The organism is Mesorhizobium humile (assembly GCF_033977215.1).
Lineage (GTDB): Bacteria > Pseudomonadota > Alphaproteobacteria > Rhizobiales > Rhizobiaceae > Mesorhizobium > Mesorhizobium humile.
The window spans coordinates 14256-37180 of record NZ_JAVIIV010000032.1 but is presented as its reverse complement, the minus strand read 5'-3'; the positions used below and the strand labels follow the sequence as shown (position 1 = coordinate 37180).

Genomic DNA, 22925 nt, shown 5'->3' with positions numbered 1-22925 from the left:
GTCTACTGATCCTGTTCCTGCAGCGAGACCAGGCCGATATTCTTGTACCCGGCGGCCGAAATGCGGGCCATGACTTTCATCGCGGTGCCGTAGTCCGTCGACTTGTCGCCGCGGATGAAGATGCGCTCGTCATAGCCGGTCTTGGAAATCGCCTGCAGCTTGGCCACCAATTCCTCGATCGGGATTTCGGTTTCCTGCAGGAAGATCTTACCCGCGGCGTCGATCGAAACGGTGATCGGCTGCGTGTCGACATTCATCGCCTTGGCCTGCGTGTCCGGCAGGTCGATCGGTACGCCGACGGTGAGTAGTGGCGCCGCGACCATGAAGATGATCAACAGCACCAGCATCACGTCGACCATCGGCGTGACGTTGATCTCCGACATCAGGGCATGGTGACGGCCACGGCGCCTATGGCCGCGTCCACCTCGCCCCGTGCCACCTGCGCCAGCAGCAGACATCCCCATGATCGTTCCTCAGGCCTTCTGCGCTACTTTTTCATCGATTTGGCGCGAGAGTATGGCGGAGAACTCATCCGAGAACCCTTCCATGCGCACGCCGAGTTTGTTCGCATCCGATGACAGCTTGTTGTAGGCGATGACCGCCGGGATGGCCGCGAGCAGGCCGATCGCGGTGGCGAGCAGCGCCTCGGCGATACCGGGCGCCACGACCGAAAGGCTGGTGTTCTTCGAGGCGGCGATCGCCTGGAACGACGTCATGATGCCGATGACGGTGCCGAACAGGCCGATGAAGGGCGCGGCCGAGCCGGTGGTGGCGAGGAAGCCAAGGCGTCCTTCCAGCCTTTCCATCTCGCGCGTCAATGCCAGGTCCATGGCCTTGTCGATGCGGGTCTGCAGCGCCAGCGGCGATTTCGCGCCCTTTTCGAAACTCTTCTTCCATTCGCGCATGGCGGCGACGAAGATCGCGCCCATGCCGGTGGTCTTGCGGTCGGCCAGCGTGCGGTAGAGGTCTTCAAGCGATTGCCCGGACCAGAAGACCTGTTCGAAGCGGTTCAGCGCCAACTTCATCCGGCTATAGGCGACGAGCTTGTCGATGATGATGGCCCAGGTCCAGATCGAGGCGCCGAGCAGGCCGATCATGACCAGCTTGACCACCCAGCCGGCCTGCATGAACAGCGCCCAGATCGATAAATGCGCTGCCGGGTCGGCGAGTGCGATGTTTTCCATGACTTAAGTCCTTAAGATTATCCGGGCATCGCTGGCGGCTGGCCCATGGCATCCCTTTGGTCCGATCGCGCGAAGCGTGAAGCTTGCGGGATAAGCCCCGAATGCACCGTTTCACGGCCTTTTCGAGGCAAATATTGGTGAAAGGAAGGCGCACGAATTGCGCCAATCTTCGCCAATTCCTTCATGAACCGTTATGGTTAAGGATGGGTTAGGATGTAAGGCGCGGCGCATTGCCGCGCTTGGCTTGGGCCAGCCCGCGGCCGGCGCCGTCTGGTCAATGGCTTCGAGACTGTGCGGGCAAGCGAAGGCTCAGGCCTTGGCCTTCGGCATAAAAGCGGCAATCCATTCCTTCGGGAAACGCTTCGGGCGGCCGTTTTCGCCGACGATCGCCGCCTCGACTTTCGCCTCAACCAGCACATCGCCGCCGCGCTTCAATTGCTGGCCCATGAAGATGCGGGCGCCGGAAATATCGTCAGTGCGCGTGTCGATGGTGAGGATATCGTCCATGCGGGCCGGCGAGCGGAAGTCGATCTCCATGCGCCGGACCACCCAGACGATGCGCTCGCCATGCTTGCCGTCCAGGAGTTCGGTGTGGTGGACGCCGGTCAGCCTCAGATAGTCGGAGCGGCCGCGTTCGAGGAATTCGAGATAGCGCGCATGGTAGACGACCCCGGAGAAATCGGTGTCGGCATAGTAGACTCGGGCCATCAGCCGATGGCCGAATTCCGTCAGCGCTCCGGAAAGCCCGGCGCTGAGCGCCGCCGATTCACCATGATCGTCCATCGCGCTTTCCTTTTCAGGCCCGAACAGGCAGGTGTTTTCGCGCGGGAACGGGATGGCATTGTTGGGCACGATGATCAAGACCTTGCTGGCGGTGTTGCTTGCGCTCGGCACGCTGCCATTGCCGGCCGGGGCAGCGACCTTCTCGATGAAACGCGGCCTCAATCTCGACCAGTGGGTGACCTGGCCGGCCGAGGACAAATGGGGGGAGCGCCAGGCGATCCTGCCCTATCCGGAGTGGCGCAAATTCCTCAAGGAGGACGACCTCAAGGCGCTCAAGGATGCCGGCCTCGACTTCCTGCGCATGCCGGTCGATCCCGCGCCCTTTCTTTCGGACCGGACCGCGGCCCTTCGCGACGACCTCTATGCCAGCGTGCTGGACTCGGCGCGCATGATCAACCGCGCCGGCCTGAAGGTGATCGTCGACCTGCATCTGATCCCCGCTGGCGGCAACCGCAAGACCGGCATGAACGAGGTGATGCACGACCCGGCCGTCTTCGATGCCTATGCCGAGCTGGTGCGCGAGATGGCTCGGACGCTGGCCAAGGAAGACCCCAATCAGGTCGCGCTGGAGTTGATGAACGAGCCGTTGGTCGATTGCGACGCGAACGGCACCAATCTTTGGCCCGGCCGCCAGAAGCAATTGTTCGCGGCCGCCCGCGCCTCCGCCACCAGGCTCACGCTGATCCTGACCGGCGGCTGCTATTCGAACGCGGAGTCACTGGCTAAAATCGACCCTAGGACGATCGCCGATGACAACATCATCTGGACTTTCCATTCCTACGATCCGTTTCTTTTGACACATCAGGGCGCAAGCTGGGCCGGCGATTTCATTCCTTATGTCACCGGCCTGCCCTATCCGCTGACGGCTGTGCCGCGCGCGCAACTGGACCTGACGCTGGACACGATTCGCGACCGGATCAAGGCCGAGGCGCCCTGGGCGCGGCAGAGCGGCCTGCTCAGCTATCTCGACGAGCAGGTGGCGACGATGGACAGTTCCGAAAAGCTGCTTGGCGTGATGGACGCGCCGTTCGCCACGGTCGACGCCTGGGCGAAGGCCAACGGCGTCAAGCCGCAGGACATCACGCTCGGCGAATTCGGCATGATCCGCAAGGAATATGGCAACGGCTTCGTCATGCCGGCCGCATATCGCGCGGCCTATGTGCGCGACATGATCGCCCGCGCCGAGGCGCACGGCTTTTCGTGGTCGGTGTGGAGCTATGGCGGCGCCTTCGGCGTGGTCGACGCCTTCGACGGCGAGAAGGCCGAGCCGGACGTGATGGATATGATCAGGTCGCTGCGCTGAGGCGCTGGAAGCGGACTATCCCAGATCGATCTGCAGGATTTCCGGCCGCACTCCGAAACGAACCGGGGCGATGCTGAAGCCTAGTCCTCCCGAGACAATCAGATTTCGGTCGTTCTCGACGACATGGCCGTAGGCATAGCGGTTGCCATAGGCAGAGGGCACGACCGGAGAATAGCCGAACAACCGCACTTGTCCGCCATGCGTGTGCCCGGACAAGGTGAGCGAAACCCTCCAGGGCACTTTGGGAAAAATGTCCGGCTCATGCGCCAGCAGGATGATGGGAGCGGTGTCGCCGACCTTGGCCAGCGTGGCGGGAAGATCATCGAGGCCGGTGAGCCCCCTGCGGCCCTCGGCCTTGTTCGGCAACAGCGCAATCTGGTCGGCGAGCCCGGCGATCCAGAAACCCTGGCCGTCCTTTTCCAGGCGCACGACGTCGTTCTCCAGCACCGGAATGCCGACCGCCTCCAGTGACTTGCGGGAGATGGTCGGCCCCGCCCCGGCTGCCTGCGCCGAGCGATCCTCCCACCAGTCGTGATTGCCGAGGATCGAGTACACGCCGAGCGGCGCCTTGAGCCCGGAGAGCGCTGACGCCCATTCCGACGCGTTCACCCAGCCTGTCACCAGCCGGGTCCCGGCGGGATAGTCGCCAAGCATGACGATGACGTCCGGCTGCAGCGCATTGGCTTCCTCGGCAAGTGCCGCAATCCGTTCCGGCGTCATCCAGGGTCGGCAGGCATGGATGTCGGCCAACGCCACGACGCGCAATTTAAGCCCGGCCGGCCAGTGCGGCGGCGTCAGCGTGTAGCGCTTCACGTGGGTCAGCAGCATCGGCTCGATGCCGACGGCATAAGCGCCAAGCGACACCAGGCTGAAGGCCGAGCCGCCGACAAGGCGCAGGAAGGCGCGTCTGGTGATCATGAATCGGCCCAAGCCCTTGGGATTCTATCAGGAAGCTGCGTTAAAGGCGGCAATTGCGCCCTGAGCTAGGCCAAGGCGCGCAGATTCTGCGCAGACGAGCCGTTGCGCTGCCAAACGGCGAACAAATCTGCGTTACTCTTCCTGGAACAGGCTGATCTGCTGCTGGGCGATATCCTTCGGAGGGTCGAGCCCGAGATGGCGCCAGGCATTGGCGGTCAGCACGCGGCCGCGCGGCGTGCGCTGGATGAAGCCCTGCTGGATGAGATAGGGCTCGATGATATCCTCGATCGCGTCGCGCGGCTCTGAGAGCCCCGCCGCGATCGTCTCGATGCCGACCGGGCCGCCGCCGAAATTGCGCGCGATCATCGACAGGTAACGGCGGTCGAGCGCGTCGAGGCCGAGCGCGTCGACCTCAAGTCTTATCAGCGCCTCGTCGGCGATCTTCCTGTCGACATGCGCGGCACCCGCGACGCTGGCGAAGTCGCGCACCCGGCGCAACAGCCTGCCGGCAATGCGCGGCGTGCCGCGCGCGCGGCGCGCGATCTCCACCGCCCCGTCGTCGCCGAGCGGCATCGACAGGATGCGTGCGCCGCGGCGCACGATCTGCTCCAGCTCCTCGACCGTATAGAAATTGAGCCGCACCGGAATGCCGAACCGGTCGCGCAGCGGATTGGTCAGCAGCCCGAGTCGGGTTGTCGCCGCGACCAGCGTGAAACGGGCGAGGTCGATCTTGACCGAGCGTGCCGCCGGGCCTTCGCCGATGATCAGGTCGAGCTGGAAATCCTCCATCGCCGGATAGAGGATTTCCTCGACCGCCGGATTGAGCCGGTGGATCTCGTCGATGAAGAGGACGTCGCGCTCTTCGAGATTGGTGAGCAGCGCTGCGAGATCGCCCGCCTTCGCGATCACCGGCCCGGAGGTGGAGCGGAAATTGACGCCAAGCTCGCGCGCCATGATCTGTGCCAGCGTCGTCTTGCCCAGTCCGGGCGGCCCGACGAACAGCACATGGTCGAGCGCCTCGCCGCGACCCTTGGCGGCATCGACGAAGACCTTGAGATTGGCTCGCACCGCCGCCTGGCCGACGAACTCGTCGAGCGACTGCGGCCGCAGCGTCTGGTCGGCATCCTCGCCGCGCTTGTCGGGGGCAATGAGGCGGGGCGAAAGGCTCATGCCGCCTTCCTTGCATAGGACCGATGGCGGGACAAGCGCTGCCTCACCGCGCCAGCTCCCTCAGCCCGAAGCGGATCAGCTTGGACGCATCCGCGCCCTCGCCGGCCGATTTCAGCGCCGCGGCAACCGCATTCGCCGCGATGTCGCGCGAATAGCCGAGATTGACCAGCGCCGAGACCGCATCGGTGATCGGTGCGGCCGCCACCCCTTCGCCGAGTTCCTGCTTGAGGCCGATCGTGCCGGTGGCCGCGCCCGCATAGGCCGGCGCCTTGCTGCGCAATTCGGTGACGATGCGCTCGGCCACCTTCTTGCCGACGCCGGGCGCGCGGGAAACCATGGCGATGTCGCGCAGCGCGATCGCATTGGCGAGGTCGGCAGGCGCCAGCGTTGACAAAATAGCCAGCGCCACCTTGGCGCCGACGCCCTGCACATTGTTCATCAAGAGGCGAAACCACTCGCGCTCCAACGCGCTCTGGAAACCGTAGAGCCGGATCATGTCCTCGCGCACATAGGTCTCGATGAACAGCACCACCGCCTCGCCGGGCGACGGCAGCGCGGCAAGCGTGCGCGCCGAGCAATGGGCGACATAGCCGACGCCGTGCACATCGACGAGGCAGGAGTCTTCGTCGATCTCGTCCAGCGTGCCTTTCAGCTTGCCGATCATGGCCTGGCCTTCATGGATGTGTTTCCGGAGAGACGATTTCGAGGTCTGGGAAATAACTGCGATAGCGAGGCGCGTCGCGCGTCAAGAGGCGGTGACCGGCGACGGCCGCATGAGCGCCAATGAAAAAATCCGGCAAGGTCCGCTCCCGAACACCGCCGGCCCGCCGATAACGGGAATGTGCCACCCCAGCCAGGAATGCGGCTTCCCAAGGCAAAAACTCGCGATCCATTTCAAGTCTCTCGGCTGCTTTCCTCAGCATTGCTTCGGAAGCGACCAGAGGAGCAAGCTCGGACCAGACGATGCTGTTGATGACCAGCGCGCCATCGCGTCGGCAGGAGACGATCGCCGACGCGGACCATTCCGTCAGCGGCCCAGCCGGACCCCAGACATCAATGAGCACGTTTGTGTCAATTAACGTCGAGATTTTCACGTGGTCCCCTCAACCACTCCATATACTCGTCCGTCGTCATGCCGCCCAAATCCAGCGTCCCCTCCATCTTGTCGAGGATCTCCTTGAATTTGCGGGCAGCTTCCTCCTCCGAAATGTTTTCGTTGACGGCGACAAGCCGGGCGCCCTCGTCGGTGGCCACGAACTGGACCTCCGAACCCGGGCCTATGCCCAGGTGATCCCTTATTTGTTTGGGGATCGTGACTTGCCCTTTGGTGGTCACACGCATGGTAATACCTCCGAGGTATTACTTACCGGGCAAATGAGAACAAGTCAAGAACAAGCTACCAGAGCAGCCATCCGATAGGCCGCACTCGGGCGGTGATGCGCATGGCAGATGGCGATGGCCAGAGCGTCCGCGGCATCGTCGGTGTCGAAGACAGCCTTCGGCATCAGCACCTTCACCATCATGTGGATCTGCTTCTTCTCGCCGTGGCCGACGCCGATCACCGCCTTCTTGACGGCGTTGGGGGCGTATTCGGCGACCACCAGCCCGGCGCGCGCCGGTACCAGCATGGCGATGCCGCGCGCCTGGCCGAGCTTCAGCGTCGCGGTCGCATCCTTGTTGACGAAAGTCTGCTCGACCGCTGCCTCATGCGGCATGGCCTGGTGCAGCACCTCGGCCAAGCCGTCATGCAGCTGGCAGAGCCTTGTCGCCAGCGACTCCTTTTCGTCGGACCGCACCGTGCCGGACGCGACGAAGCGCAGCGAATTGCCGACGCTGTCGATAATACCCCAACCGGTGCGCCTCAGCCCCGGATCGATGCCGATGATGCGAATCGCTTCCCCCATGCGCCAAGTTTAGCCGTGGCGGCAAGCGATGCCAGCGAAATGTGAACAAACCGGAAACGATCGCGATCCAATGGGCATCCTGGTCCGGCGTTCGCGCCGGCATTGTCCAATCTCGGCTGGTGGCACTGCACCGAAGTTTTGACCGATCGGCCCTATTTGCATCGGCAGGTGGCATACGTTCGTTGGAGATTGGCCGAAACGCCCTTCGCGATCGTCATTCTAGGGCGGAGCGACGCGCAGCGGCGCGCAGACCCTAGAATCCATGCCGTTACCTTCGCCAAGGCGTGCAACGGAGCAGAATTCTGCACCGCAGCGACGCTTCCAAGTCATGGCATGGATTCTATGGTCTGCGCCGCGTCGCTTCGCTCCTTGCTCCGCCATAGAATGACGAGGTAGGGGCGGCTTCGACCAATCTCCAGCGTTGCGCTGATTGATGGAAAATCTTGCGCCAAGACAAACGGCAACCTTTCAAAATCCCTGTGTCGAGGTTCTAGTTCGTCACGCGACGGATAGCTTTCGACAGCCGTGTGAGAAATGCCGGCCTGGACGATGCGACCAGCTTCCAGGCCAGGACTGCATTGCCCATGCGCCGCGGGAGAATTCCGATGCAGAGGAACCAGACCGCCAGCGCAGCCCGCCGACGCCAGGATGCGTTCATTTCCAGACTGGCGGCGGCGCCCGCTTTTGCCAATCCCAGCCGGGAGTCGGTCGTGACCGGATGCTGAGGCTCGTCGACACAGAGCGAAGCCAATCGCTCTTCGAGATGGACCGGATCGCGAAGGCCGGCATCCGACGATACGGTGAGACCGATCTCGGCGGCTCGGCCGGACAAGGCCTCAAGGCGCCGGAAATCATGCTCCACGCGCCAGCGCGCCCGCTCGGCAAGCCTTTCGGCAAAGACCGAATGGTTGGAGCCGTGGATGCGGTAGGCGCCAAGGCAGGTGTCGATGGATTTCACCTCCCCGTGCAGCGGCGCGAGCGTCGCGAGATAGCCATCGGCGCCCTGCCGGAAATCGCTTTCGGGCATGGGCATTATCGTTTCCAGGGCCTCGCGGTCGAACGCCAGCCCGCTTGTCACCGTCGTGCGGTACCGCCCCTTTCGCAACAATTCCGGCACGACATCGCCAGAGTCGAATGGCTGTTCCGGAGGTGGGAAGACATCCTTGATACGCTGGTCCTCATCGACGAGATGCAATCTGAACTGCGCCTGGGCGACATCCGAGTCCCACTCGTCCAGGACCTCGGAGACGGCGTTCGGATAGAGGTAATCGTCAGCGTCGAGGAAAAGAACGATCTCCCCCTTGCTCGCCTCGAACCCCGTATTGAACGCGGCGGCATGGCCGCCATTCCTGTGCCTCAGGCACGGGCGGATCCTGTCGCCGTAGGATTCGATGACGGCCACCGACGCATCCGTCGATGCGTCGTCGACGACCACGACCTCGACATTTCGGTGGTCCTGCTCCAACGCGCTGTCGATGGCGCGTCCCAGGAACTGGTCGTAGTTATAATTGGGGATGATGATCGATACCGGGATGCGGTCCAATGGCGAATGCACGGGATCAAGCCTCGCAATCTGCTTTGGTCACGGTGACGGTGATTGTCCTGCAGAACCGGCTCGGGTCGACCGGGCTGCGGCGAACGGCCCCAACTAGGGTCTCATCTCGTCAAGGCAAGGGTGATCTTTCTCGCGAAGGCCGGCATGGTCTTCAAATGCTATGACGGCTGCCCGCAATATCGAAGCGGTCGGAGTCGCAGGCGTTCGACTTGCGGCCAAAACGGCTCGCCAAATCGCGGCTCGGTTTAGGGATGCTTTTGTTGCAAACGCGGTTTCAGCCGCGCGCGAACGCCGTGTTCAAAAGGCTGATCTGGTCGGAAACCGGGTTGGCCCGCCGGCTGGGGGCGTGCGTGTCGTTGATGACACCGCCATAGATTTCCTCGTCCATGCGCCGCACCAGCGCCTGCAGGCGCAGCGAGCGCGTCACGAGGTCCAGAAAATCCTTGGGCAACTCGTTCCAGCCAAGCGCCTCGTCATGCGCCGACGCCGTGTCGAGCCGCACCTTGGATTTCTCCGAGGCCACCTGGTCGCGCGTCATCTCGCCGGAATTCGCCGCACGCTGCAGCAGCAGCCAGGAGGCGACCTGCATGAGCCTTGTGGTCAGCCGCATCGATTCGGCCGCATAGAGCGTCGCCGCCGTGCGCGACAATTTCTTGGCCTCGAGCCTGCCCTTGCCATCGAGATATTCGGCGGCCTGCTCGACCAGCCCCATGCCTTCCTGGTAGAGCGGCTTGAAGGATTGGGAGAAAACCCGGCGCTCCGCCAGTTTAATGGTTTTCGCGCCCTTCGAAGGCTCGTTCATCGATACGCCCCTGCACTGCCGCAAGCCGATTCGGCAATCCTCGCCGACGTGGCCCGCACCCTAAATGACTGAGGCTTGAAAATGCGCTTCGATGCCCATGAAGGCAAGCGCATGTTTAACAAACGGTTAACGCCGGCCTCGCTCCAGCCATCCGCAAGCGGATGGCGCCAGCCTGCCGCCCGCGGACAAAAAAAGAGCCGCGGATAAGGCGGCTCTCAGGAGTTTAACAGGGAGGCGTCAAACAAAGTGGCTCCAACCACTCGGTAAGAATCCAGCAAAACTGGATGCGCATAGTAAACGCCCGTAAAGCTTAATGAACCCTTAACACGGCGACGATTTTTTAAGCGGCCGCGCTTTCCTATGCCGGAACAGGACAGCCGGCTTCGCCGCCCGGGATCGTCTGAAAACCGGACCTTCGAACGCCGAACCCGGCCATCGAAACATGTTGGCCGCCGCCGCGACATCGTTCCGAAACACGCGCCACGCAAAAGCCCGCTCCTCTGAAGCGGCGCGCGGATCCGCGCCGCTCGAAACCAGGCGGGATATCCGGGAGCAAATCATGGATTGGTATTCGATCGTCAAATTCCTTCACGTCGTTTCGGCCGTTTTGTGGGTCGGCGGCGGCTTCGTGCTGTTCCTGCTCGGCGTGCTGGCCGAGCGTGCCGGCAACATCGAGGACAAGCTGCAGGCAATGCGCGCCAGCGGACAGCTCGGCGGCAGGTTCTTCGCGCCGATGTCGATGCTGACGCTGGCCTTCGGCCTCATCATGTGCGGCTTCTGGGTCGGCTTTACCGAGCTGTGGATCGTCATCGGCCTCGTCGGCTACGCCACCACCTTCTCGATCGGCATGCTCGTCTTCAAGCCGACCGGCGAGCGCATGGGCGCCATGGTCGCCGAGCAGGGCGTGACGCCGGCGGTTCTTGCCATCGGCCAGCGCATGATGAAATGGGCGCGCCTCGATTATGCGGTGATGCTGGTGATCATCGCCGACATGGTGCTGAAGCCCACTTTGCACGACATCGGCATTCTTGCCGGCATGGCGATGGTGGTTGCGCTGGGCGCCGCGCTCGCCTTCGGCGGCGGCCGCCAGATGGTGCCGAGCGCCGCTTGAATCCTTCTGGTGAGGCTGCCTTGCGGCCGGCCTCACCAGAAACCGGCAATGCCATCCCACAACAGCTTGACGGCGACCACCGCGACGGTCGCGTAGGTGAATGGGTAGAATATCTCAGGCCGCATGCGGCGCACCAGCCACGCGCCGGCAATGGTGGAAAGCGGCGCCAGCGGCATCAGCACCGCCGAAGCGGTCAAATTGGTGGTGTCGAACTGGCCGAGCGCGAAATAGGGGATGAGCTTCAGCGCATTGGTGGCGGCAAAGAAGATCGCCGCTGTTCCCGACAGCACTTTCGGGTCGAGCCGGATCGGCAGCGCATAGACCTGGAAGGGCGGACCGCCGACATGGGCGACGAAGCTGGTGAAGCCTGCGACCGTGCCCCAGAAGGCCGCCGCGATGCGGTTCGGCTCCGCCGCATGGCCGGTGCCGTGGCGGAACTGCAAATATAGCCAGCGCAGCACGAACACCAGCGCGACCGCGCCGACGATCAGCCGCACCATCTCCTCGGTGACCAAGGCCGCGGTCAGCCAGCCAAGTCCGATGCCGATGACGGCGCCGGGCATCATGTCGACCAGCATCTTGCGGTCGTAGACGCCCCACCAGCTCCACACGGAAACCACATCCATCAGGCACAGGATCGGCAGCAGGATGGCGGCCGCCTGAACCGGCGGAATGGTCAGCGCCATGAGCGGCACGCCGACGAAACCGACGGCGCCACCGAAGCCGCCCTTCGACAGGCCGACAAGGATCACCGCCGGAATGGCGGCGGCATAGAACCACGGATCGCTGAGCAGGCCTGACATCGGCAAGGGAAGGTTGGAGAAGGCGGGGAGCCAGCCATAGCGCAGAATGGCGCCGCCGGGATAGTCATTAATGCCGGCATCCGCTATTGCCGAGCCGGCATCGACGGCCGCCGCGCTGTCAGGGCCGTTTTCGATCGGCTCGCTGTCTCGAGGTATGGAAATGAGCGCCATCAGCATCCGCAAGGCTCGCGAAGCGGACGTGGCGGCAATCGTCGCGATGCTTGCCGACGATGCGCTCGGCCAGGCCCGCGAAGACGCCGGGCTGCCGCTGTCGCGAGCCTATCTCGACGCCTTCGCGGCGATAGACGGCGATCCGAACCAGTTCCTCGCGGTGATGACCGACGGCGACGACGTCATCGGCACGCTGCAGATCACCTTTATCGCCGGACTGTCGCTGCGCGGCGCCCGTCGCGGCCTGATCGAGGCGGTGCGCGTCGCGTCGAGCCGGCGCGGCGAAGGGCTGGGACAGCACCTGTTCGAATGGGCGATCGACAAATGCCGCGAGCGGGGCTGCCGGCTCGTCAAGCTGACGACCAACAAGAGCCGGACCGACGCGCATCGCTTCTATGAGCGCCTTGGCTTCAAGGCCAGCCACGTCGGCTACAAGCTTGAACTCTAATGCATGTCGCCCAGAAGTGCGCAGCGGTTCTGGGATAACGACATGCATCAAAACAAAGACCTAAAGCGCGTCGCCTGAATCCGTTTCAGTACGGCGCGCTTTAGGCCAGCGTCTGGCCGTTCAACGCCGCGCCTGAACAAGCAGGAACATCGGCCGTTCCAGCTCCTCGGCGAGTTCCGGCCGGGCGGCGATCTGCTCGTCCGTCGGGCAAAATTCCTCGACATGCCCGATGCTGAATCCGGCCTGGATCAGCAGATTGAGCGTGGTGCCGATGGTGCGGTGATATTTCACGACGCCCTTGGTGAACCAGTCGGTGCTGCGCGGCCCCTCCACCAGATACCGGTCGACCGGCCATGTCTTCCTGCCCATGGCATCGACCGACCAGCCCGGATCGGTCGGAGCCATATAGATCGGATGTTCCGTTGAGAAGACGAAGGCTCCGCCGGGCACCAGGGCCCGATGGACGGTCGCGAACAGGCGCGCTGCATCGCCGACATAATGCAGCGCAAGCGAACTGTAGGCGAGATTGAAACGCGCCTTCGGCAGACTGAGCTCATCGAGGTCGGCGCGCTGATAGGTGACGCCGCCGTCGGAGCCGGCGGCGCGTGCGCGGGCAAGCATCTTTTCCGAGAGGTCGAGGCCTAGGACTTCTCTTGCGCCATGCGAGCGCGCCCAGCGGCAGAACCAGCCGAACCCGCAGCCGAGATCGACAATGCTTGCGCCATCGACGTCGGGCAGCATGGCGCGCAGCGCCGGCCATTCGGGCGCGCCCTCCAGGCCCTCGACCGAGCGGCCGAGGCGGCTATAGCCATCGAAGAAATCCGGATGGTCGTAGATATTTTGCGCCATGTGCCTGTCCTCGCAGCCCGTTGCCGGCCGCCTGCAAGTCCGGAAGCCGAGATTTGCATTGGTGCCGAAACACCACTTATGCAATGAATGAACCGGCGGAAAGTGGCGGGTGGCTGCGTGGAAAATCAACTCTTTCAAGGCCGGCTGTTGCCGCATGAACGCATCTTGTGGAGTGGGACGCCCGCGCAGGGACTGCTGTTCTCCAGTCGCGACGTCTTTCTGATCCCGTTCAGCCTGCTCTGGTGCGGCTTTGCGATTTTCTGGACCTATTCGGCGACGAGGCAAGGCGCGCCACTGTTCTTTGACGCCTGGGGAGCGATGTTCGTCTGCGTCGGCCTCTTCATGGTTTTCGGCAGGTTCATATTCGACGCCTGGCTGAGGCGGCGGATATGCTACGCCGTCACCAACAAGCGTATCCTGATCCTGCGCGGCGCCCCGTCCGCCAACTTCACCTCGATCGATCTCGAACGCATTCCCGACGTCCAGTTGACCGGCGAAACGGCGACGAAGGGGACCTTGCGCTTCGGAGCCGCCATGTCGGCATATCCATTCTCACGGATGAACGGGTGGTTTCCGGCGCTGGATCCGGTCCCGCAGTTTCTCGGAATCGAACAGCCGCAGCGCGTGTTGGATCTCATCATGAAGACCCGGCGCGACGATGCTCGTGCGGACCGGTCTCCGTCCGCCGCATAGCCGACTGTTCAAGCCGCCCCCTTTGCTCTATGCCGCAATGCAACCATGTTCGCCCGGCATAGGCGAAACCGGGATCGAAGGCCAATGAACGATATAAACCCGCCCAACCGCTGCCGCATCGTGCTGATCGCGCCGCCGCTCGTGTCGGCGGAGCAGATCTGCGCGGCGTTCGAGGGCGGCGACGTCGCCTCGCTGATCCTGCCGGACAACGGCATGGACGATGCCTCTTTCCAGACCTTCGCCGAGAGGATCGTGCCGATAGCGCAGGCCTCCGGCGTCGCCGTCATCATTGCCGGCGACAGCCGCATCGCCGGGCGCGTCCAGGCCGACGGCATCCATGTCGAAGTCAAGCCCGGTGAGCTCGCCGAGACGATCGAGCGGGTGGCCGGCAAGATGATGGTCGGCGTCGGCGGCGCCAAGACCCGCGACGAAGCGCTGGATCTCGGCGAAGCGCGGCCAGACTACATGTTCTTCGGCCGCTTCGGCTACGACAACAAGCCAGAGCCGCATCACCGCAACCTCGCCCTCGGCGAATGGTGGGCGGAAATGATCTCGATCCCTTGCATCGTCATGGCCGGCTCCGAGCTTGCCTCCGTCGAGACGGTGGCCGCGACCGGCGCCGAGTTCGTGGCGCTGTCCAGCGCCGTCTTTGCTGACGCGCGCGACCCGCGGGCGGCGATCGCCGCCGCCAACGCGCTGCTCGATCAAACCGCGCCGCGCTTCGAGAGCTGACATGCGCCTGCGTGTCCTTCCTCTGGTTGTCCTGGCCGGCTTGTTTGCGCAGGCCGCGACGGCGGCTCAGACCGTCCCGCTGCCGCAGCCGCGGCCGGATGCCGGCTCTCCAGACGCCGGCACACCGAATACGGTCACGCCCAACGCAGGCACGCCGGACGCCGGCGCGCCTGACGCGAGCAGGTTCGGCGGCGCTCCCCATATCGACAAGCCGATCCAGAACACCTTGCCGCAGCCGGCCACCATGACGCCGCCATCGGCCGACGCCGTCAATCCCGACCGCTTCGGCGCCAAGCAGCCGGACGCCGCCTATGGCGCCTTCCAGCGCGGGCTCTACAAGACCGCCTACAACCTTGCCATGGACCGCGCCAAGAACGGCGATCCGGCGGCCGAGACGCTGGTGGCCGAAATCCTGTCGCGCGGGCTGGGCGTGCCGCTCAATCCGGCCGAGGCCAGCAAATGGTATGCGCTGGCCGCCGAGCAGGGCGTGCCGGAGGCGCAGTTCCAATATGCGCTGATGCTGCTCGACGGCCGCTATGCGAAGAAGGACGAAAAGGGCGCCTTCGCGCTGATGCAGGCCTCGGCCGAGGCCGGCAACCGGCTTGCGCAGTTCAACTTCGCCCAGTTGCTCGTCCAGCAGGATCCCGGCGACGGCGGCCTTGTGAAGGCCGCCGTCTATTATGAGCGCGCCGCCGCCACCGGCCTTGCCGACGCCCAATATGCGATGGCGCAGCTCTACGCCAACGGCGCCGGCGGCAAGCCGCATGACGACGCCCAGGCGCGTCTTCTGCTGGCGCAAGCCGCGCGGCAGAATTACGACACCGCGCAGGTCGACCTCGCCGCCTGGATGATCGAGGGACGCGGCGGCCCGCGCGACCTGAAATCGGGCTTTGCCTGGATGAAGCGGGCGGCGCAAGGCGGCAATGTCGCGGCCCAGAACCGCCTCGCCAAGCTCTATATGGGCGGCATCGGCACCGATCCGGACCTGATCCTGGCCGGCGCCTGGTACATCGTCGCCCGCCGCGCCGGCCTGATCGACCCGCAGATGGACGATTTCCTGCAGGGCCTCGACGACGACCAGACCAAGCAGGCGCTGCAGAAGGCAAATCGCCTGCCTTGACGCATAGCGCCACGGACGGCATGTCCGGCCTCCCTTGCTACTATGCGCAATTTGTGGTCTTGGAGGCGCCAAAGCGCGCCCCGCGCCAGAAAAATCTCATTCCGGATCAGTTCATCATGGCCAAGATCAGTGGCAACGAAATCCGTCCCGGCTATGTCATCGAGCACGATGGCGGGCTGTGGGTGGCGGTCAAGACCAACACCGTCAAGCCGGGCAAGGGCGGCGCCTACAATCAGGTCGAGCTGAAGAACCTGATCAACGGCACCAAGCTCAACGAGCGCTTCCGCTCGGCCGAGACCGTCGAGCAGATCCGGCTCGACCTGAAGGATTTTTCGTTCCTCTACGAGCAGGGCGACGCGCTGGTCTTCATGGACACCGAAAGCTACGAGCAGCTCGAGCTGGCGAAGGACTTCGTCGGCGAGCGCGCCGCCTTCCTGCAGGACGGCATGATGGTGACGGTGCAGCTTTACGAGGAGCGGCCGATCGGCATTTCGCTGCCCGACCAGGTGACGCTGACCATTACCGAGGCCGACCCGGTTGTGCGGGGCCAGACGGCCGCCTCCTCCTACAAGCCGGCGGTGCTGGAGAACGGCATCCGCGTTCTCGTGCCGCCCTTCATTTCGGCCGGCGAGCGCATCATCGTCGACACCAACGAAATCACCTACGTGCGCCGCGCGGATTAACGGCAAAAAGCAGGAAGAAAAAAATGGCGCGTTCCGCTCTCCTCAACGTCATGGTCCAGGCCGCGATGAAGGCCGGCCGCTCGCTGTCGCGCGACTTCGGCGAGGTGCAGAACTTGCAGGTCTCGATGAAGGGGCCGGGCGACTATGTCAGCCAGGCCGACCGCAAGGCCGAAGAGATCGTCTTCACCGAGCTTTCCAAGGCGCGGCCGGGCTACGCCTTCCTGATGGAAGAACGCGGCGCGGTCGAAGGCGAGGACGCCCAGCACCGCTGGATCGTCGACCCGCTCGACGGCACCACCAATTTCCTGCACGGCATCCCGCTCTTCTCCGTGTCGATCGCCCTCGAGCGCCAGGGCCAGGTCGTCGCCGGCGTCGTCTACAATCCGGCGATGGACGAGCTCTACACGGCTGAGCGCGGCGGCGGCGCCTTCATGAACGACCGGCGGCTGCGCGTCGCCGGGCGCTCCAAGCTGACCGACGCGGTGATCGGCTGCGGCGTGCCGCATCTCGGTCGCGGCCAGCACGGCAATTTCCTGATCGAGCTGCGCAACGTCATGGCCGAAGTCTCCGGCGTGCGCCGCCTGGGTTCCGCCGCGCTCGATCTCGCCTATGTCGCGGCCGGACGCATGGATGGTTTCTGGGAAACCGGCCTGTCCTCCTGGGACATCGCGGCGGGCATCCTTCTGGTGCGCGAAGCCGGCGGCTTCGTCTCCGACATGGATGGCGCGCAGGACATGCTGGACAATGGCGAGGTCGTCGCCGGCAACGAGCTCATCCAGCGCGCGCTGCTCAAGACCGTGAAGAAGCCATTGGCTGCTCGCTGACTGACTATGGCGTCCTTCGCGCGTCGAAAGGACGCGCGCCTTTAGTCGCAAAACCGCAACCGAAGCTTGAAATACTGGTCCGCAAGCGCCCAGATTAGGCGTTGCAGGATCATCGATGAACGACGCGCGTCCAGATACAACGCTTGAAATCCCCTTTGTCGGGCGCTGGCACTATTCGCGTGCCGAAATGATCGCCGACGGCATCGTCCACGCGGTCGGCATCGTGCTGGCGATCGCGGCCGGCTCCGCTTTCCTGGCTTTGGCCGCCTTCCATTCCGGTCCGGGCGAATATATCGCCGCAGTGTTCTACGTGGTGTCGCTGCTCACCGTGCTCTCGGTTTCGCTGGCCTATAATCTGTGGCCGGTGTCGTGGCCGGCGAAATGGATCCTGCGCCGCTTCGATCACGCCGCGATCTATCTGCTGATCGCCGCCACCTACACGCCCTTCCTCGCCCAGCTCGACAACTCGCCGTTGGCGCTGCCCATGATCGTCGTCGTGTGGAGCGCGGCAGCGGCCGGTATCGCCATCAAGATGTTCGTGCCCGGCCGCTACGACCGGCTGGCCATCGTCTTCTATCTCGCCATCGGCTGGAGCGGCGTCGTGCTCGCCGGACCGCTGGTCCACACGCTGCCGACGACCTCCGTCGCGCTGCTCATCGCCGGCGGCATCGTCTATTCCTGCGGCGTCATCTTCTTCGCCTGGAAGGGCCTGCGCTTCCACAATGCCGTCTGGCACGGCTTCGTCGTCACCGGCGCCGGCCTTCATTTGGCCGCCATGGTCGACTGCCTTGTCGTCAACCGGTTCTAGAGCATGAGCTAGGCCTGTGGCGCGGGCCTGTCAGGCCATATTGCCAAGCGCCATTCAATTTGGTCACAATTCCGTTTAGAGTCGCGGCAATTCTGCGGCGGTGGCATCGGAAACGGGGCACGGATGGCTTTTCTCAGATCCTTCGGCAGGCGATCGGACGTCCTGGTCTATGATCCGCACAAGCTGTCGAGCCCGCAGGTCTTCCTGCTCACCATGGTGATCTTCCTGATCATCGTCGCTTTCATCGCCGCCATCCTCACCCGCCAGATATCGACCGCCTTCTCCAGCAATCCGGGCCTCAACGGACTGATCGTCGGCGTGCTGGCGGTTGGCATCCTGCTTGCCTTCGTCCAGGTCGGACGGCTGTTCCGCGAGGTGCGCTGGGTCAATTCCTTCCGCGCCGGCTCCGAGACCACCGAGCCGGTTCTTTTGGCGCCGATGAAGGCGATGATCGGCCGTTCGTCCTCGATGGCCTTCTCGACCTCGTCGATGCGCACGATGCTGGATTCCATCGCCACGCGCCTCGACGAAAGCCGCGACACCTCGCGCTATCTGGTCGGCCTGCTCGTGTTCCTCGGCCTGCTCGGCACCTTCTGGGGCCTGCTCAACACCATCGCCTCGATCCGCGAGACGATCGAGGCGCTGGACCCGGGCAGCGGCGATGCGGCCGCCGTTCTCGACGCGCTGAAACAGGGCCTGTCGGCGCCGCTCGCCGGCATGGGCACCGCGTTTTCGTCCTCGTTGTTCGGCCTTTCCGGCTCGCTTGTGCTGGGCTTCCTCGACCTGCAGGCCGGCCGCGCCCAGACCCGCTTCTACACCGAACTGGAGAACTGGCTGTCCTCTGTCACCGATCTGTCGTCCGACATCGTGGTCTCCGACACGTCGAAGACAACCGAATCCTCCGAGGACATCCGCCTGCTGTCGGAGCGGCTACGCAGCCTGCAGGAGAATGGCGGCGGCTCCAATCCGCGCGTCGCCACCGCCATGGCCAATCTTGCCGACGGTATCTCGGGGCTGGTGAAGAACATGCGCTCCGAGCAGCAGATCATGCGCGACTGGGTCGAGGCCCAGTCCGACGAGCAGAAGGCCATGCGCAACACGCTGGAAAAGATCGCCGACGCGCTGAAGAAGCAAGGGGTCCACTGACGTGGCGCTGGCAAGACGGCGCGCCGACCGCCGCATCGACTACTGGCCTGGCTTCGTCGACGCGCTGTCGACGCTGCTGTTGGCCATCATGTTCCTGCTCACGGTTTTCGTGCTGGCGCAATTCCTGCTCAGCCGCGAGATTTCCGGCAAGGACACGGTGCTGAACCGCCTCAACTCGCAGATCAACGAACTGACCCAGTTGCTGGCGCTGGAGCGCTCGAACAGCCAGGATAAGGAAGACTCGCTCGCCAATTTGCAGGCTTCGCTGTCGGCGTCGGAAGCGGAAAAGAGCCGCCTCGAACAGTTGCTGGCGCAAGGCGCCGGCGCCGGCGACGCGGCCAACAAGCGCGCCGACCAGCTTACCGGCGAGCTCAGCAACCAGCGCCAGATCAGCCAGCAGGCGCTGAGCCAGGTCGAGATCCTCAACCAGCAGATAGCGGCCCTTCGCAAGCAGATCGGCGCGCTGGAGGACGCGCTCAACGTCTCCGAGCAGCGCGACCACGACTCCAACACCAAGATCGCCGATCTCGGCCGCCGCCTGAATGTAGCACTTGCGCAGCGCGTCCAGGAGCTCAACCGCTACCGTTCCGACTTCTTCGGCCGGCTGCGCGAGATCCTCGCCGACCGCGAGAACATCCGCATCGTCGGCGACCGTTTCGTCTTCCAGTCGGAGGTGCTGTTCCCAACCGGCTCCGACGAGATCAACGACGCCGGCAAGGTCGAGATGAAGAAGCTCGCCGACGCCATCATCGAATTGCAGAAGGAAATCCCGCCCGAGATCAGCTGGGTGCTGCGCGTCGACGGCCACACCGACAACAAGCCGCTGTCAGGCACCGGCCGCTATCGCGACAACTGGGAACTGTCGACCGCGCGCGCGACGTCCGTCGTGAAGTTCCTGATCGAGAACGGCGTGCCGGCCAACCGGCTGGTAGCCGCCGGCTTCGGCGAGTTCCAGCCGCTCGACCCGGCCGACACCGATGAGGCGCGCGGCAAGAACCGCCGAATTGAACTGAAGCTCACAGAACGGTGACCCATTATCACAGAAAGTCACGGGAAGTTGTTCGTCGGCTGAATACTTAGCGCGACAAGTCCTGGCGGCAAGGCCTGAAAACATTATCTTTTTTTAATTACACATCGCGAATCGACGCACCTAATTTGCTACGCAGGGCCGGGGACCGCCGGCGATGCCTCCCATCGCGACGCGACGGAACCGGACGGCCCGGAAAGGTCGGAAGGCAATGCGGCAGGACCGCTTCCTTCCCTGCAGGAGGATGCGCCGCCATGCGCGCTTCAACATCTCTCAAGACTGTAACCCTGGCTGCCGCGCTGATCGCGGCCCCGCTCGCCGGCGCCTATGCGGCCGGACATCACAAGGGGCTTCTCGACGCGACCGCTCCAACCGATTTCACCGGCCCGCGCGTGACCAGCCTTATCGATCAGGTCCAGGGCGTGGATCAGGGCATCACCGACGCCCGGCAGGCAAACAACATCTCCGCTTCGGAAGCGCAGCAACTGCATATGCGCGCCGCGCATATCAGCCAGGCCGCGGAACATGTCGCGGCTTCGGATCACGGCAGGATCCCGTCCGCGCAATACCATGAGTTGCTGCGCCGTCTCGACAATGTCGACCAAAGGCTGATGAACGACACCGGCAGCGGCTTCATGATGGGCGACGGCGACGATGGCGGGAATTACCCGAACGGTTAAAGCAGGCCGCGTGAAAAAGAATTCACGCGACCTGCTTTAAGTTTTTGATTTTAAGCATGTCTTTGTCCCGAAACCGGGCCCACTTTCGGGAGACATGCTTAGAGCATTTGCTCTGATCACACAGGAAGGGACCAACTGGCGCCCGCGGGACCTGGCCCCGAGGGCGTCCTTTTTCGATCGCATACCCGTTTCGATCACAGGCCGAGCCAAAGCGCGACGATGGCGAGCACCGCCGGCACCGTCTGGATGAAGAGGATCTTGCGGCCGACGGTCGCCGCGCCATAGAGGCCGGCGACGGCGACGCAGAGCAGGAAGAACATCTTGACCTGGAACCCGCCGGCGCCGAGATAGAGACCCCAGATCAGGCCCGCGGCGAGAAAGCCGTTATAGAGCCCCTGGTTGGCGGCAAGCACCTTCGAGGCGCTGGCGAATTCCGGCGTCAGTCCAAACGCCTTGCGGCCGCGCGGCGTGTCCCACAACACCATCTCAAGATAGACGATATAGCAGTGGATCAGTGCCACCAGCCCGACCAGGATATTGCCGACCATTGTCCCCTCCAGCAGTTTGTTGAAGGCATTGATCACGCAGTAGGCTCGCAAGGCAAGACGGCTGACCCCATCGCGACCGGACAGGGTTGCCAAGCTCGGCGCCTTGGTATCTTTTCGCGCCAGCCAAATTGACCTCGGGATCCATCATGTCTTTCCAGAAACTCGACCAACTCGGCCACAAGCTCGAAGCGCTGGAGCATGCCTTGGCCATCCTCGGCGCCGACGAGGCGACCCATATGGCGGTCGGCGGCGGCGAGAAGCGCGCCGAGGCGATGTCCTCGCTTGCCGGCATGCTGCACGCCCAGGCGACCGCGCCGGAGATCGGCGACTGGATTGCCGCCGCCGAAGCCGAGCCGCTGGGCGAAGAGCAGCAGGCGGCGGTGCGGGAACTGCGCCGCCAATACACCAACCTCACCTGCCTGCCGGTCGAATTCGTCGAGCGCCAGACGGTGGCGCGCATGCGTTCCGAGCAGCTCTGGCGCGACCTGCGCGCCAAGAACGACTGGGCCGGCTTCCTGCCGGCGCTGGAAGGCGTCGTGGCCCTGGTGCGCGAGGAAGCAGCACTGCGCGCCGACGCGGTCGGCCTCGCCCCCTATGACGCGCTGATGGAGCAGTATGACCCCGGCAACCGCGCCGCCGACATCACCCCGGTGTTCGCCGAACTGAAGGCCTTCCTCAAGGATTTCCTGCCGCGCGCGCTGGCCGTGCAGGATGCGCGGTTGGCGAAACATCCGTTGAAGCCGCTGTCGGGCAGCTATGCCGTCGACCGCCAGCGCGAGCTCGGCCTGGCCATGATGGCGGCGGTCGGCTTCGACCTCACCCATGGCTCGCTCTCGGTGTCGCACCATCCCTTCTGCGGCGGCGTGCCGACCGACGTGCGCATCACCACCCGCTACAAGACCTCCGACTTCCTGTCGGCGCTGATGGGCGTGCTGCACGAGACCGGCCACGCGCTCTACGAGCAGAACCTGCCGAAAGCCTGGTCGCATTGGCCGCTGGGCAAGGCGCGCGGCATGGCCGTGCATGAGAGCCAGAGCCTGTTCGTCGAAAAGCAGATCGGCCGCAACCCGGCCTTCTGGCGCTGGGCGCTGCCGGTGGTCGAAAAGCATCTCGGCGAAGCCTGGTCGCTCGACGACATCCTGCCGCATGTCCACCATGTCGAGCGCGGCCTGATCCGCGTCGACGCCGACGAGGTCACCTATCCGTTGCATGTTATCCTGCGCTATGAGCTCGAGCAGGAGCTCGTGTCCGGCCGGCTGGAGGTCGCCGACCTGCCCGAAGCCTGGGACGCCAAGATGCGCGACTATCTCGGCCTCTCGACCATCGACAACCCCGCCGACGGGCCGATGCAGGACGTGCACTGGCCGGGCGCCGCCTTCGGCTATTTCCCTTCCTATACGCTCGGCGCCATGATGGCGGCGCAGCAATGGGCGGCTTTGACCAGGGAGCACCCGTCCGCCGACCAGGATCTCGCCAAGGGCGATTTCAGCGCCGTAAACGAGTGGCGTCGCGCAAAGATCTGGTCGCAGGGCTCGCGCTGGTCGACGCCGGACCTGCTCGAGCGCGCCACCGGCGAAAAGCTCAATGCCACTTACTTCACGCAGCACCTGCGCAGGCGCTACGGCAATTGACGCGTAGCGGTTTAAAACCGGCCGGGTGCGGC

The 22925-nt window shown here is 64.2% G+C and carries 27 protein-coding genes; 13 read left to right on the top strand and 14 right to left on the bottom strand.

The genetic code is table 11. The features are described 5' to 3' along the window. Positions 1 to 2 precede the first annotated feature (2 nt). The 3 genes from tolR to ybgC form a co-directional block, all read right to left on the bottom strand. Entirely contained in the window at positions 3 to 464 is a 462-nt protein-coding gene (tolR, locus tag RFM52_RS30355) for a protein TolR (protein WP_320296445.1), read from the bottom strand. A gap of 9 nt (positions 465 to 473) precedes the next feature. Next, the gene (gene tolQ / locus RFM52_RS30350; protein WP_320296444.1) at positions 474 to 1184 is read right to left on the bottom strand and encodes a protein TolQ; all 711 of its coding nucleotides are present in this window, start codon (positions 1182 to 1184) and stop codon (positions 474 to 476) included. A gap of 309 nt (positions 1185 to 1493) precedes the next feature. Further along, the gene (gene ybgC, locus RFM52_RS30345) at positions 1494 to 1967 is read right to left on the bottom strand and encodes a tol-pal system-associated acyl-CoA thioesterase (protein WP_320296443.1); all 474 of its coding nucleotides are present in this window, start codon (positions 1965 to 1967) and stop codon (positions 1494 to 1496) included. Positions 1968 to 2019: 52 nt separating this feature from the next. On the opposite strand from ybgC, the gene RFM52_RS30340 reads away from it, so the two are divergent. After that, the gene (locus tag RFM52_RS30340) at positions 2020 to 3270 is read left to right on the top strand and encodes a glycoside hydrolase family 5 protein (RefSeq protein ID WP_320296442.1); all 1251 of its coding nucleotides are present in this window, start codon (positions 2020 to 2022) and stop codon (positions 3268 to 3270) included. 15 nt (positions 3271 to 3285) lie between these two features. Here the strand turns inward: RFM52_RS30340 and RFM52_RS30335 are convergent, their stop codons facing one another. From RFM52_RS30335 to rcdA, 8 genes are all read right to left on the bottom strand, one after another. Then, positions 3286 to 4188, bottom strand: a complete 903-nt coding sequence (locus RFM52_RS30335) for a metallophosphoesterase (protein ID WP_320296441.1) — start codon at positions 4186 to 4188, stop codon at positions 3286 to 3288. Positions 4189 to 4320: 132 nt separating this feature from the next. Next, on the bottom strand, positions 4321 to 5358 hold the full coding sequence (gene ruvB, locus RFM52_RS30330; RefSeq protein ID WP_320296440.1) for a Holliday junction branch migration DNA helicase RuvB: 1038 nt from the start codon (positions 5356 to 5358) through the stop codon (positions 4321 to 4323). Positions 5359 to 5401: 43 nt separating this feature from the next. Next, the gene (gene ruvA / locus RFM52_RS30325) at positions 5402 to 6022 is read right to left on the bottom strand and encodes a Holliday junction branch migration protein RuvA (protein WP_320296439.1); all 621 of its coding nucleotides are present in this window, start codon (positions 6020 to 6022) and stop codon (positions 5402 to 5404) included. 10 nt (positions 6023 to 6032) lie between these two features. Beyond that, positions 6033 to 6452 (bottom strand): type II toxin-antitoxin system VapC family toxin, encoded by a 420-nt coding sequence (locus tag RFM52_RS30320; protein ID WP_320296438.1) that lies wholly within the window; start codon positions 6450 to 6452, stop codon positions 6033 to 6035. Beyond that, positions 6430 to 6699, bottom strand: coding sequence for an AbrB/MazE/SpoVT family DNA-binding domain-containing protein (locus tag RFM52_RS30315; RefSeq protein WP_320296437.1), 270 nt, complete (start codon positions 6697 to 6699; stop codon positions 6430 to 6432). Before RFM52_RS30315 ends, RFM52_RS30320 begins: the two co-directional genes overlap by 23 nt. A gap of 44 nt (positions 6700 to 6743) precedes the next feature. Then, positions 6744 to 7262, bottom strand: a complete 519-nt coding sequence (ruvC, locus tag RFM52_RS30310) for a crossover junction endodeoxyribonuclease RuvC (protein WP_320296436.1) — start codon at positions 7260 to 7262, stop codon at positions 6744 to 6746. Positions 7263 to 7752: 490 nt separating this feature from the next. Further along, a complete protein-coding gene (locus RFM52_RS30305; RefSeq protein ID WP_320296435.1) occupies positions 7753 to 8817 on the bottom strand; it encodes a glycosyltransferase family 2 protein in 1065 nt (354 codons plus the stop codon). 274 nt (positions 8818 to 9091) lie between these two features. Continuing rightward, entirely contained in the window at positions 9092 to 9619 is a 528-nt protein-coding gene (gene rcdA / locus RFM52_RS30300) for a protease adaptor protein RcdA (protein ID WP_320296434.1), read from the bottom strand. Between the two features lie 559 nt (positions 9620 to 10178). On the opposite strand from rcdA, the gene RFM52_RS30295 reads away from it, so the two are divergent. Continuing rightward, positions 10179 to 10730, top strand: a complete 552-nt coding sequence (locus RFM52_RS30295; protein ID WP_320296433.1) for a DUF2269 family protein — start codon at positions 10179 to 10181, stop codon at positions 10728 to 10730. Positions 10731 to 10762: 32 nt separating this feature from the next. On the opposite strand, the gene RFM52_RS30290 is transcribed toward RFM52_RS30295, so the two are convergent. After that, positions 10763 to 11533, bottom strand: coding sequence for a sulfite exporter TauE/SafE family protein (locus RFM52_RS30290; protein WP_320296767.1), 771 nt, complete (start codon positions 11531 to 11533; stop codon positions 10763 to 10765). Between the two features lie 160 nt (positions 11534 to 11693). On the opposite strand from RFM52_RS30290, the gene RFM52_RS30285 reads away from it, so the two are divergent. Continuing rightward, positions 11694 to 12152 (top strand): GNAT family N-acetyltransferase, encoded by a 459-nt coding sequence (locus tag RFM52_RS30285; RefSeq protein WP_320296432.1) that lies wholly within the window; start codon positions 11694 to 11696, stop codon positions 12150 to 12152. 120 nt (positions 12153 to 12272) lie between these two features. Here the strand turns inward: RFM52_RS30285 and RFM52_RS30280 are convergent, their stop codons facing one another. Beyond that, positions 12273 to 13001: a class I SAM-dependent methyltransferase gene (locus RFM52_RS30280; protein ID WP_320296431.1), complete on the bottom strand. Its 729-nt coding sequence runs from the start codon at positions 12999 to 13001 to the stop codon at positions 12273 to 12275. Positions 13002 to 13118: 117 nt separating this feature from the next. On the opposite strand from RFM52_RS30280, the gene RFM52_RS30275 reads away from it, so the two are divergent. The 9 genes from RFM52_RS30275 to RFM52_RS30235 all read left to right on the top strand — a co-directional run bounded on the left by RFM52_RS30275 (position 13119) and on the right by RFM52_RS30235 (position 20714). Next, the gene (locus RFM52_RS30275; protein WP_320296430.1) at positions 13119 to 13694 is read left to right on the top strand and encodes a PH domain-containing protein; all 576 of its coding nucleotides are present in this window, start codon (positions 13119 to 13121) and stop codon (positions 13692 to 13694) included. A gap of 84 nt (positions 13695 to 13778) precedes the next feature. Next, entirely contained in the window at positions 13779 to 14426 is a 648-nt protein-coding gene (locus tag RFM52_RS30270) for a thiamine phosphate synthase (protein ID WP_320296429.1), read from the top strand. 1 nt (position 14427) lies between these two features. Further along, positions 14428 to 15546: a tetratricopeptide repeat protein gene (locus RFM52_RS30265; RefSeq protein WP_320296428.1), complete on the top strand. Its 1119-nt coding sequence runs from the start codon at positions 14428 to 14430 to the stop codon at positions 15544 to 15546. Positions 15547 to 15662: 116 nt separating this feature from the next. Then, positions 15663 to 16229: an elongation factor P gene (gene efp, locus RFM52_RS30260; protein WP_320296427.1), complete on the top strand. Its 567-nt coding sequence runs from the start codon at positions 15663 to 15665 to the stop codon at positions 16227 to 16229. 23 nt (positions 16230 to 16252) lie between these two features. After that, positions 16253 to 17053 (top strand): inositol monophosphatase family protein, encoded by an 801-nt coding sequence (locus tag RFM52_RS30255; RefSeq protein WP_320296426.1) that lies wholly within the window; start codon positions 16253 to 16255, stop codon positions 17051 to 17053. Positions 17054 to 17168: 115 nt separating this feature from the next. Continuing rightward, positions 17169 to 17861, top strand: coding sequence for a PAQR family membrane homeostasis protein TrhA (trhA, locus tag RFM52_RS30250; RefSeq protein WP_320296425.1), 693 nt, complete (start codon positions 17169 to 17171; stop codon positions 17859 to 17861). A gap of 123 nt (positions 17862 to 17984) precedes the next feature. After that, positions 17985 to 19007: a MotA/TolQ/ExbB proton channel family protein gene (locus RFM52_RS30245; RefSeq protein ID WP_320296424.1), complete on the top strand. Its 1023-nt coding sequence runs from the start codon at positions 17985 to 17987 to the stop codon at positions 19005 to 19007. Position 19008: 1 nt separating this feature from the next. Further along, a complete protein-coding gene (locus tag RFM52_RS30240; protein ID WP_320296423.1) occupies positions 19009 to 20037 on the top strand; it encodes a peptidoglycan -binding protein in 1029 nt (342 codons plus the stop codon). Positions 20038 to 20288: 251 nt separating this feature from the next. After that, the gene (locus RFM52_RS30235) at positions 20289 to 20714 is read left to right on the top strand and encodes a hypothetical protein (RefSeq protein ID WP_320296422.1); all 426 of its coding nucleotides are present in this window, start codon (positions 20289 to 20291) and stop codon (positions 20712 to 20714) included. A 194-nt stretch (positions 20715 to 20908) separates the two neighbouring features. Here RFM52_RS30235 and RFM52_RS30230 read toward each other — a convergent pair whose 3' ends face one another. Further along, a complete protein-coding gene (locus RFM52_RS30230; protein ID WP_320296766.1) occupies positions 20909 to 21262 on the bottom strand; it encodes a DUF1304 domain-containing protein in 354 nt (117 codons plus the stop codon). A gap of 146 nt (positions 21263 to 21408) precedes the next feature. On the opposite strand from RFM52_RS30230, the gene RFM52_RS30225 reads away from it, so the two are divergent. Next, positions 21409 to 22893 (top strand): carboxypeptidase M32, encoded by a 1485-nt coding sequence (locus RFM52_RS30225; protein ID WP_320296421.1) that lies wholly within the window; start codon positions 21409 to 21411, stop codon positions 22891 to 22893. The last annotated feature ends 32 nt before the right edge of the window (positions 22894 to 22925 follow it).

What these genes read in the sequence shown, in the direction of transcription:
- tolR (WP_320296445.1), bottom strand. Translation starts at nt 464, where the DNA reads ATGGGGATGTCTGCTGCTGGCGCAGGTGGCACGGGGCGAGGTGGACGC.
- tolQ (WP_320296444.1), bottom strand. Translation starts at nt 1,184, where the DNA reads ATGGAAAACATCGCACTCGCCGACCCGGCAGCGCATTTATCGATCTGG.
- ybgC (WP_320296443.1), bottom strand. Translation starts at nt 1,967, where the DNA reads ATGGACGATCATGGTGAATCGGCGGCGCTCAGCGCCGGGCTTTCCGGA.
- RFM52_RS30340 (WP_320296442.1), top strand. Translation starts at nt 2,020, where the DNA reads ATGGCATTGTTGGGCACGATGATCAAGACCTTGCTGGCGGTGTTGCTT.
- RFM52_RS30335 (WP_320296441.1), bottom strand. Translation starts at nt 4,188, where the DNA reads ATGATCACCAGACGCGCCTTCCTGCGCCTTGTCGGCGGCTCGGCCTTC.
- ruvB (WP_320296440.1), bottom strand. Translation starts at nt 5,358, where the DNA reads ATGAGCCTTTCGCCCCGCCTCATTGCCCCCGACAAGCGCGGCGAGGAT.
- ruvA (WP_320296439.1), bottom strand. Translation starts at nt 6,022, where the DNA reads ATGATCGGCAAGCTGAAAGGCACGCTGGACGAGATCGACGAAGACTCC.
- RFM52_RS30315 (WP_320296437.1), bottom strand. Translation starts at nt 6,699, where the DNA reads ATGCGTGTGACCACCAAAGGGCAAGTCACGATCCCCAAACAAATAAGG.
- ruvC (WP_320296436.1), bottom strand. Translation starts at nt 7,262, where the DNA reads ATGGGGGAAGCGATTCGCATCATCGGCATCGATCCGGGGCTGAGGCGC.
- rcdA (WP_320296434.1), bottom strand. Translation starts at nt 9,619, where the DNA reads ATGAACGAGCCTTCGAAGGGCGCGAAAACCATTAAACTGGCGGAGCGC.
- RFM52_RS30295 (WP_320296433.1), top strand. Translation starts at nt 10,179, where the DNA reads ATGGATTGGTATTCGATCGTCAAATTCCTTCACGTCGTTTCGGCCGTT.
- RFM52_RS30290 (WP_320296767.1), bottom strand. Translation starts at nt 11,533, where the DNA reads ATGTCAGGCCTGCTCAGCGATCCGTGGTTCTATGCCGCCGCCATTCCG.
- RFM52_RS30285 (WP_320296432.1), top strand. Translation starts at nt 11,694, where the DNA reads ATGAGCGCCATCAGCATCCGCAAGGCTCGCGAAGCGGACGTGGCGGCA.
- RFM52_RS30280 (WP_320296431.1), bottom strand. Translation starts at nt 13,001, where the DNA reads ATGGCGCAAAATATCTACGACCATCCGGATTTCTTCGATGGCTATAGC.
- RFM52_RS30270 (WP_320296429.1), top strand. Translation starts at nt 13,779, where the DNA reads ATGAACGATATAAACCCGCCCAACCGCTGCCGCATCGTGCTGATCGCG.
- RFM52_RS30265 (WP_320296428.1), top strand. Translation starts at nt 14,428, where the DNA reads ATGCGCCTGCGTGTCCTTCCTCTGGTTGTCCTGGCCGGCTTGTTTGCG.
- efp (WP_320296427.1), top strand. Translation starts at nt 15,663, where the DNA reads ATGGCCAAGATCAGTGGCAACGAAATCCGTCCCGGCTATGTCATCGAG.
- RFM52_RS30255 (WP_320296426.1), top strand. Translation starts at nt 16,253, where the DNA reads ATGGCGCGTTCCGCTCTCCTCAACGTCATGGTCCAGGCCGCGATGAAG.
- trhA (WP_320296425.1), top strand. Translation starts at nt 17,169, where the DNA reads ATGAACGACGCGCGTCCAGATACAACGCTTGAAATCCCCTTTGTCGGG.
- RFM52_RS30245 (WP_320296424.1), top strand. Translation starts at nt 17,985, where the DNA reads ATGGCTTTTCTCAGATCCTTCGGCAGGCGATCGGACGTCCTGGTCTAT.
- RFM52_RS30235 (WP_320296422.1), top strand. Translation starts at nt 20,289, where the DNA reads ATGCGCGCTTCAACATCTCTCAAGACTGTAACCCTGGCTGCCGCGCTG.
- RFM52_RS30230 (WP_320296766.1), bottom strand. Translation starts at nt 21,262, where the DNA reads ATGGTCGGCAATATCCTGGTCGGGCTGGTGGCACTGATCCACTGCTAT.
- RFM52_RS30225 (WP_320296421.1), top strand. Translation starts at nt 21,409, where the DNA reads ATGTCTTTCCAGAAACTCGACCAACTCGGCCACAAGCTCGAAGCGCTG.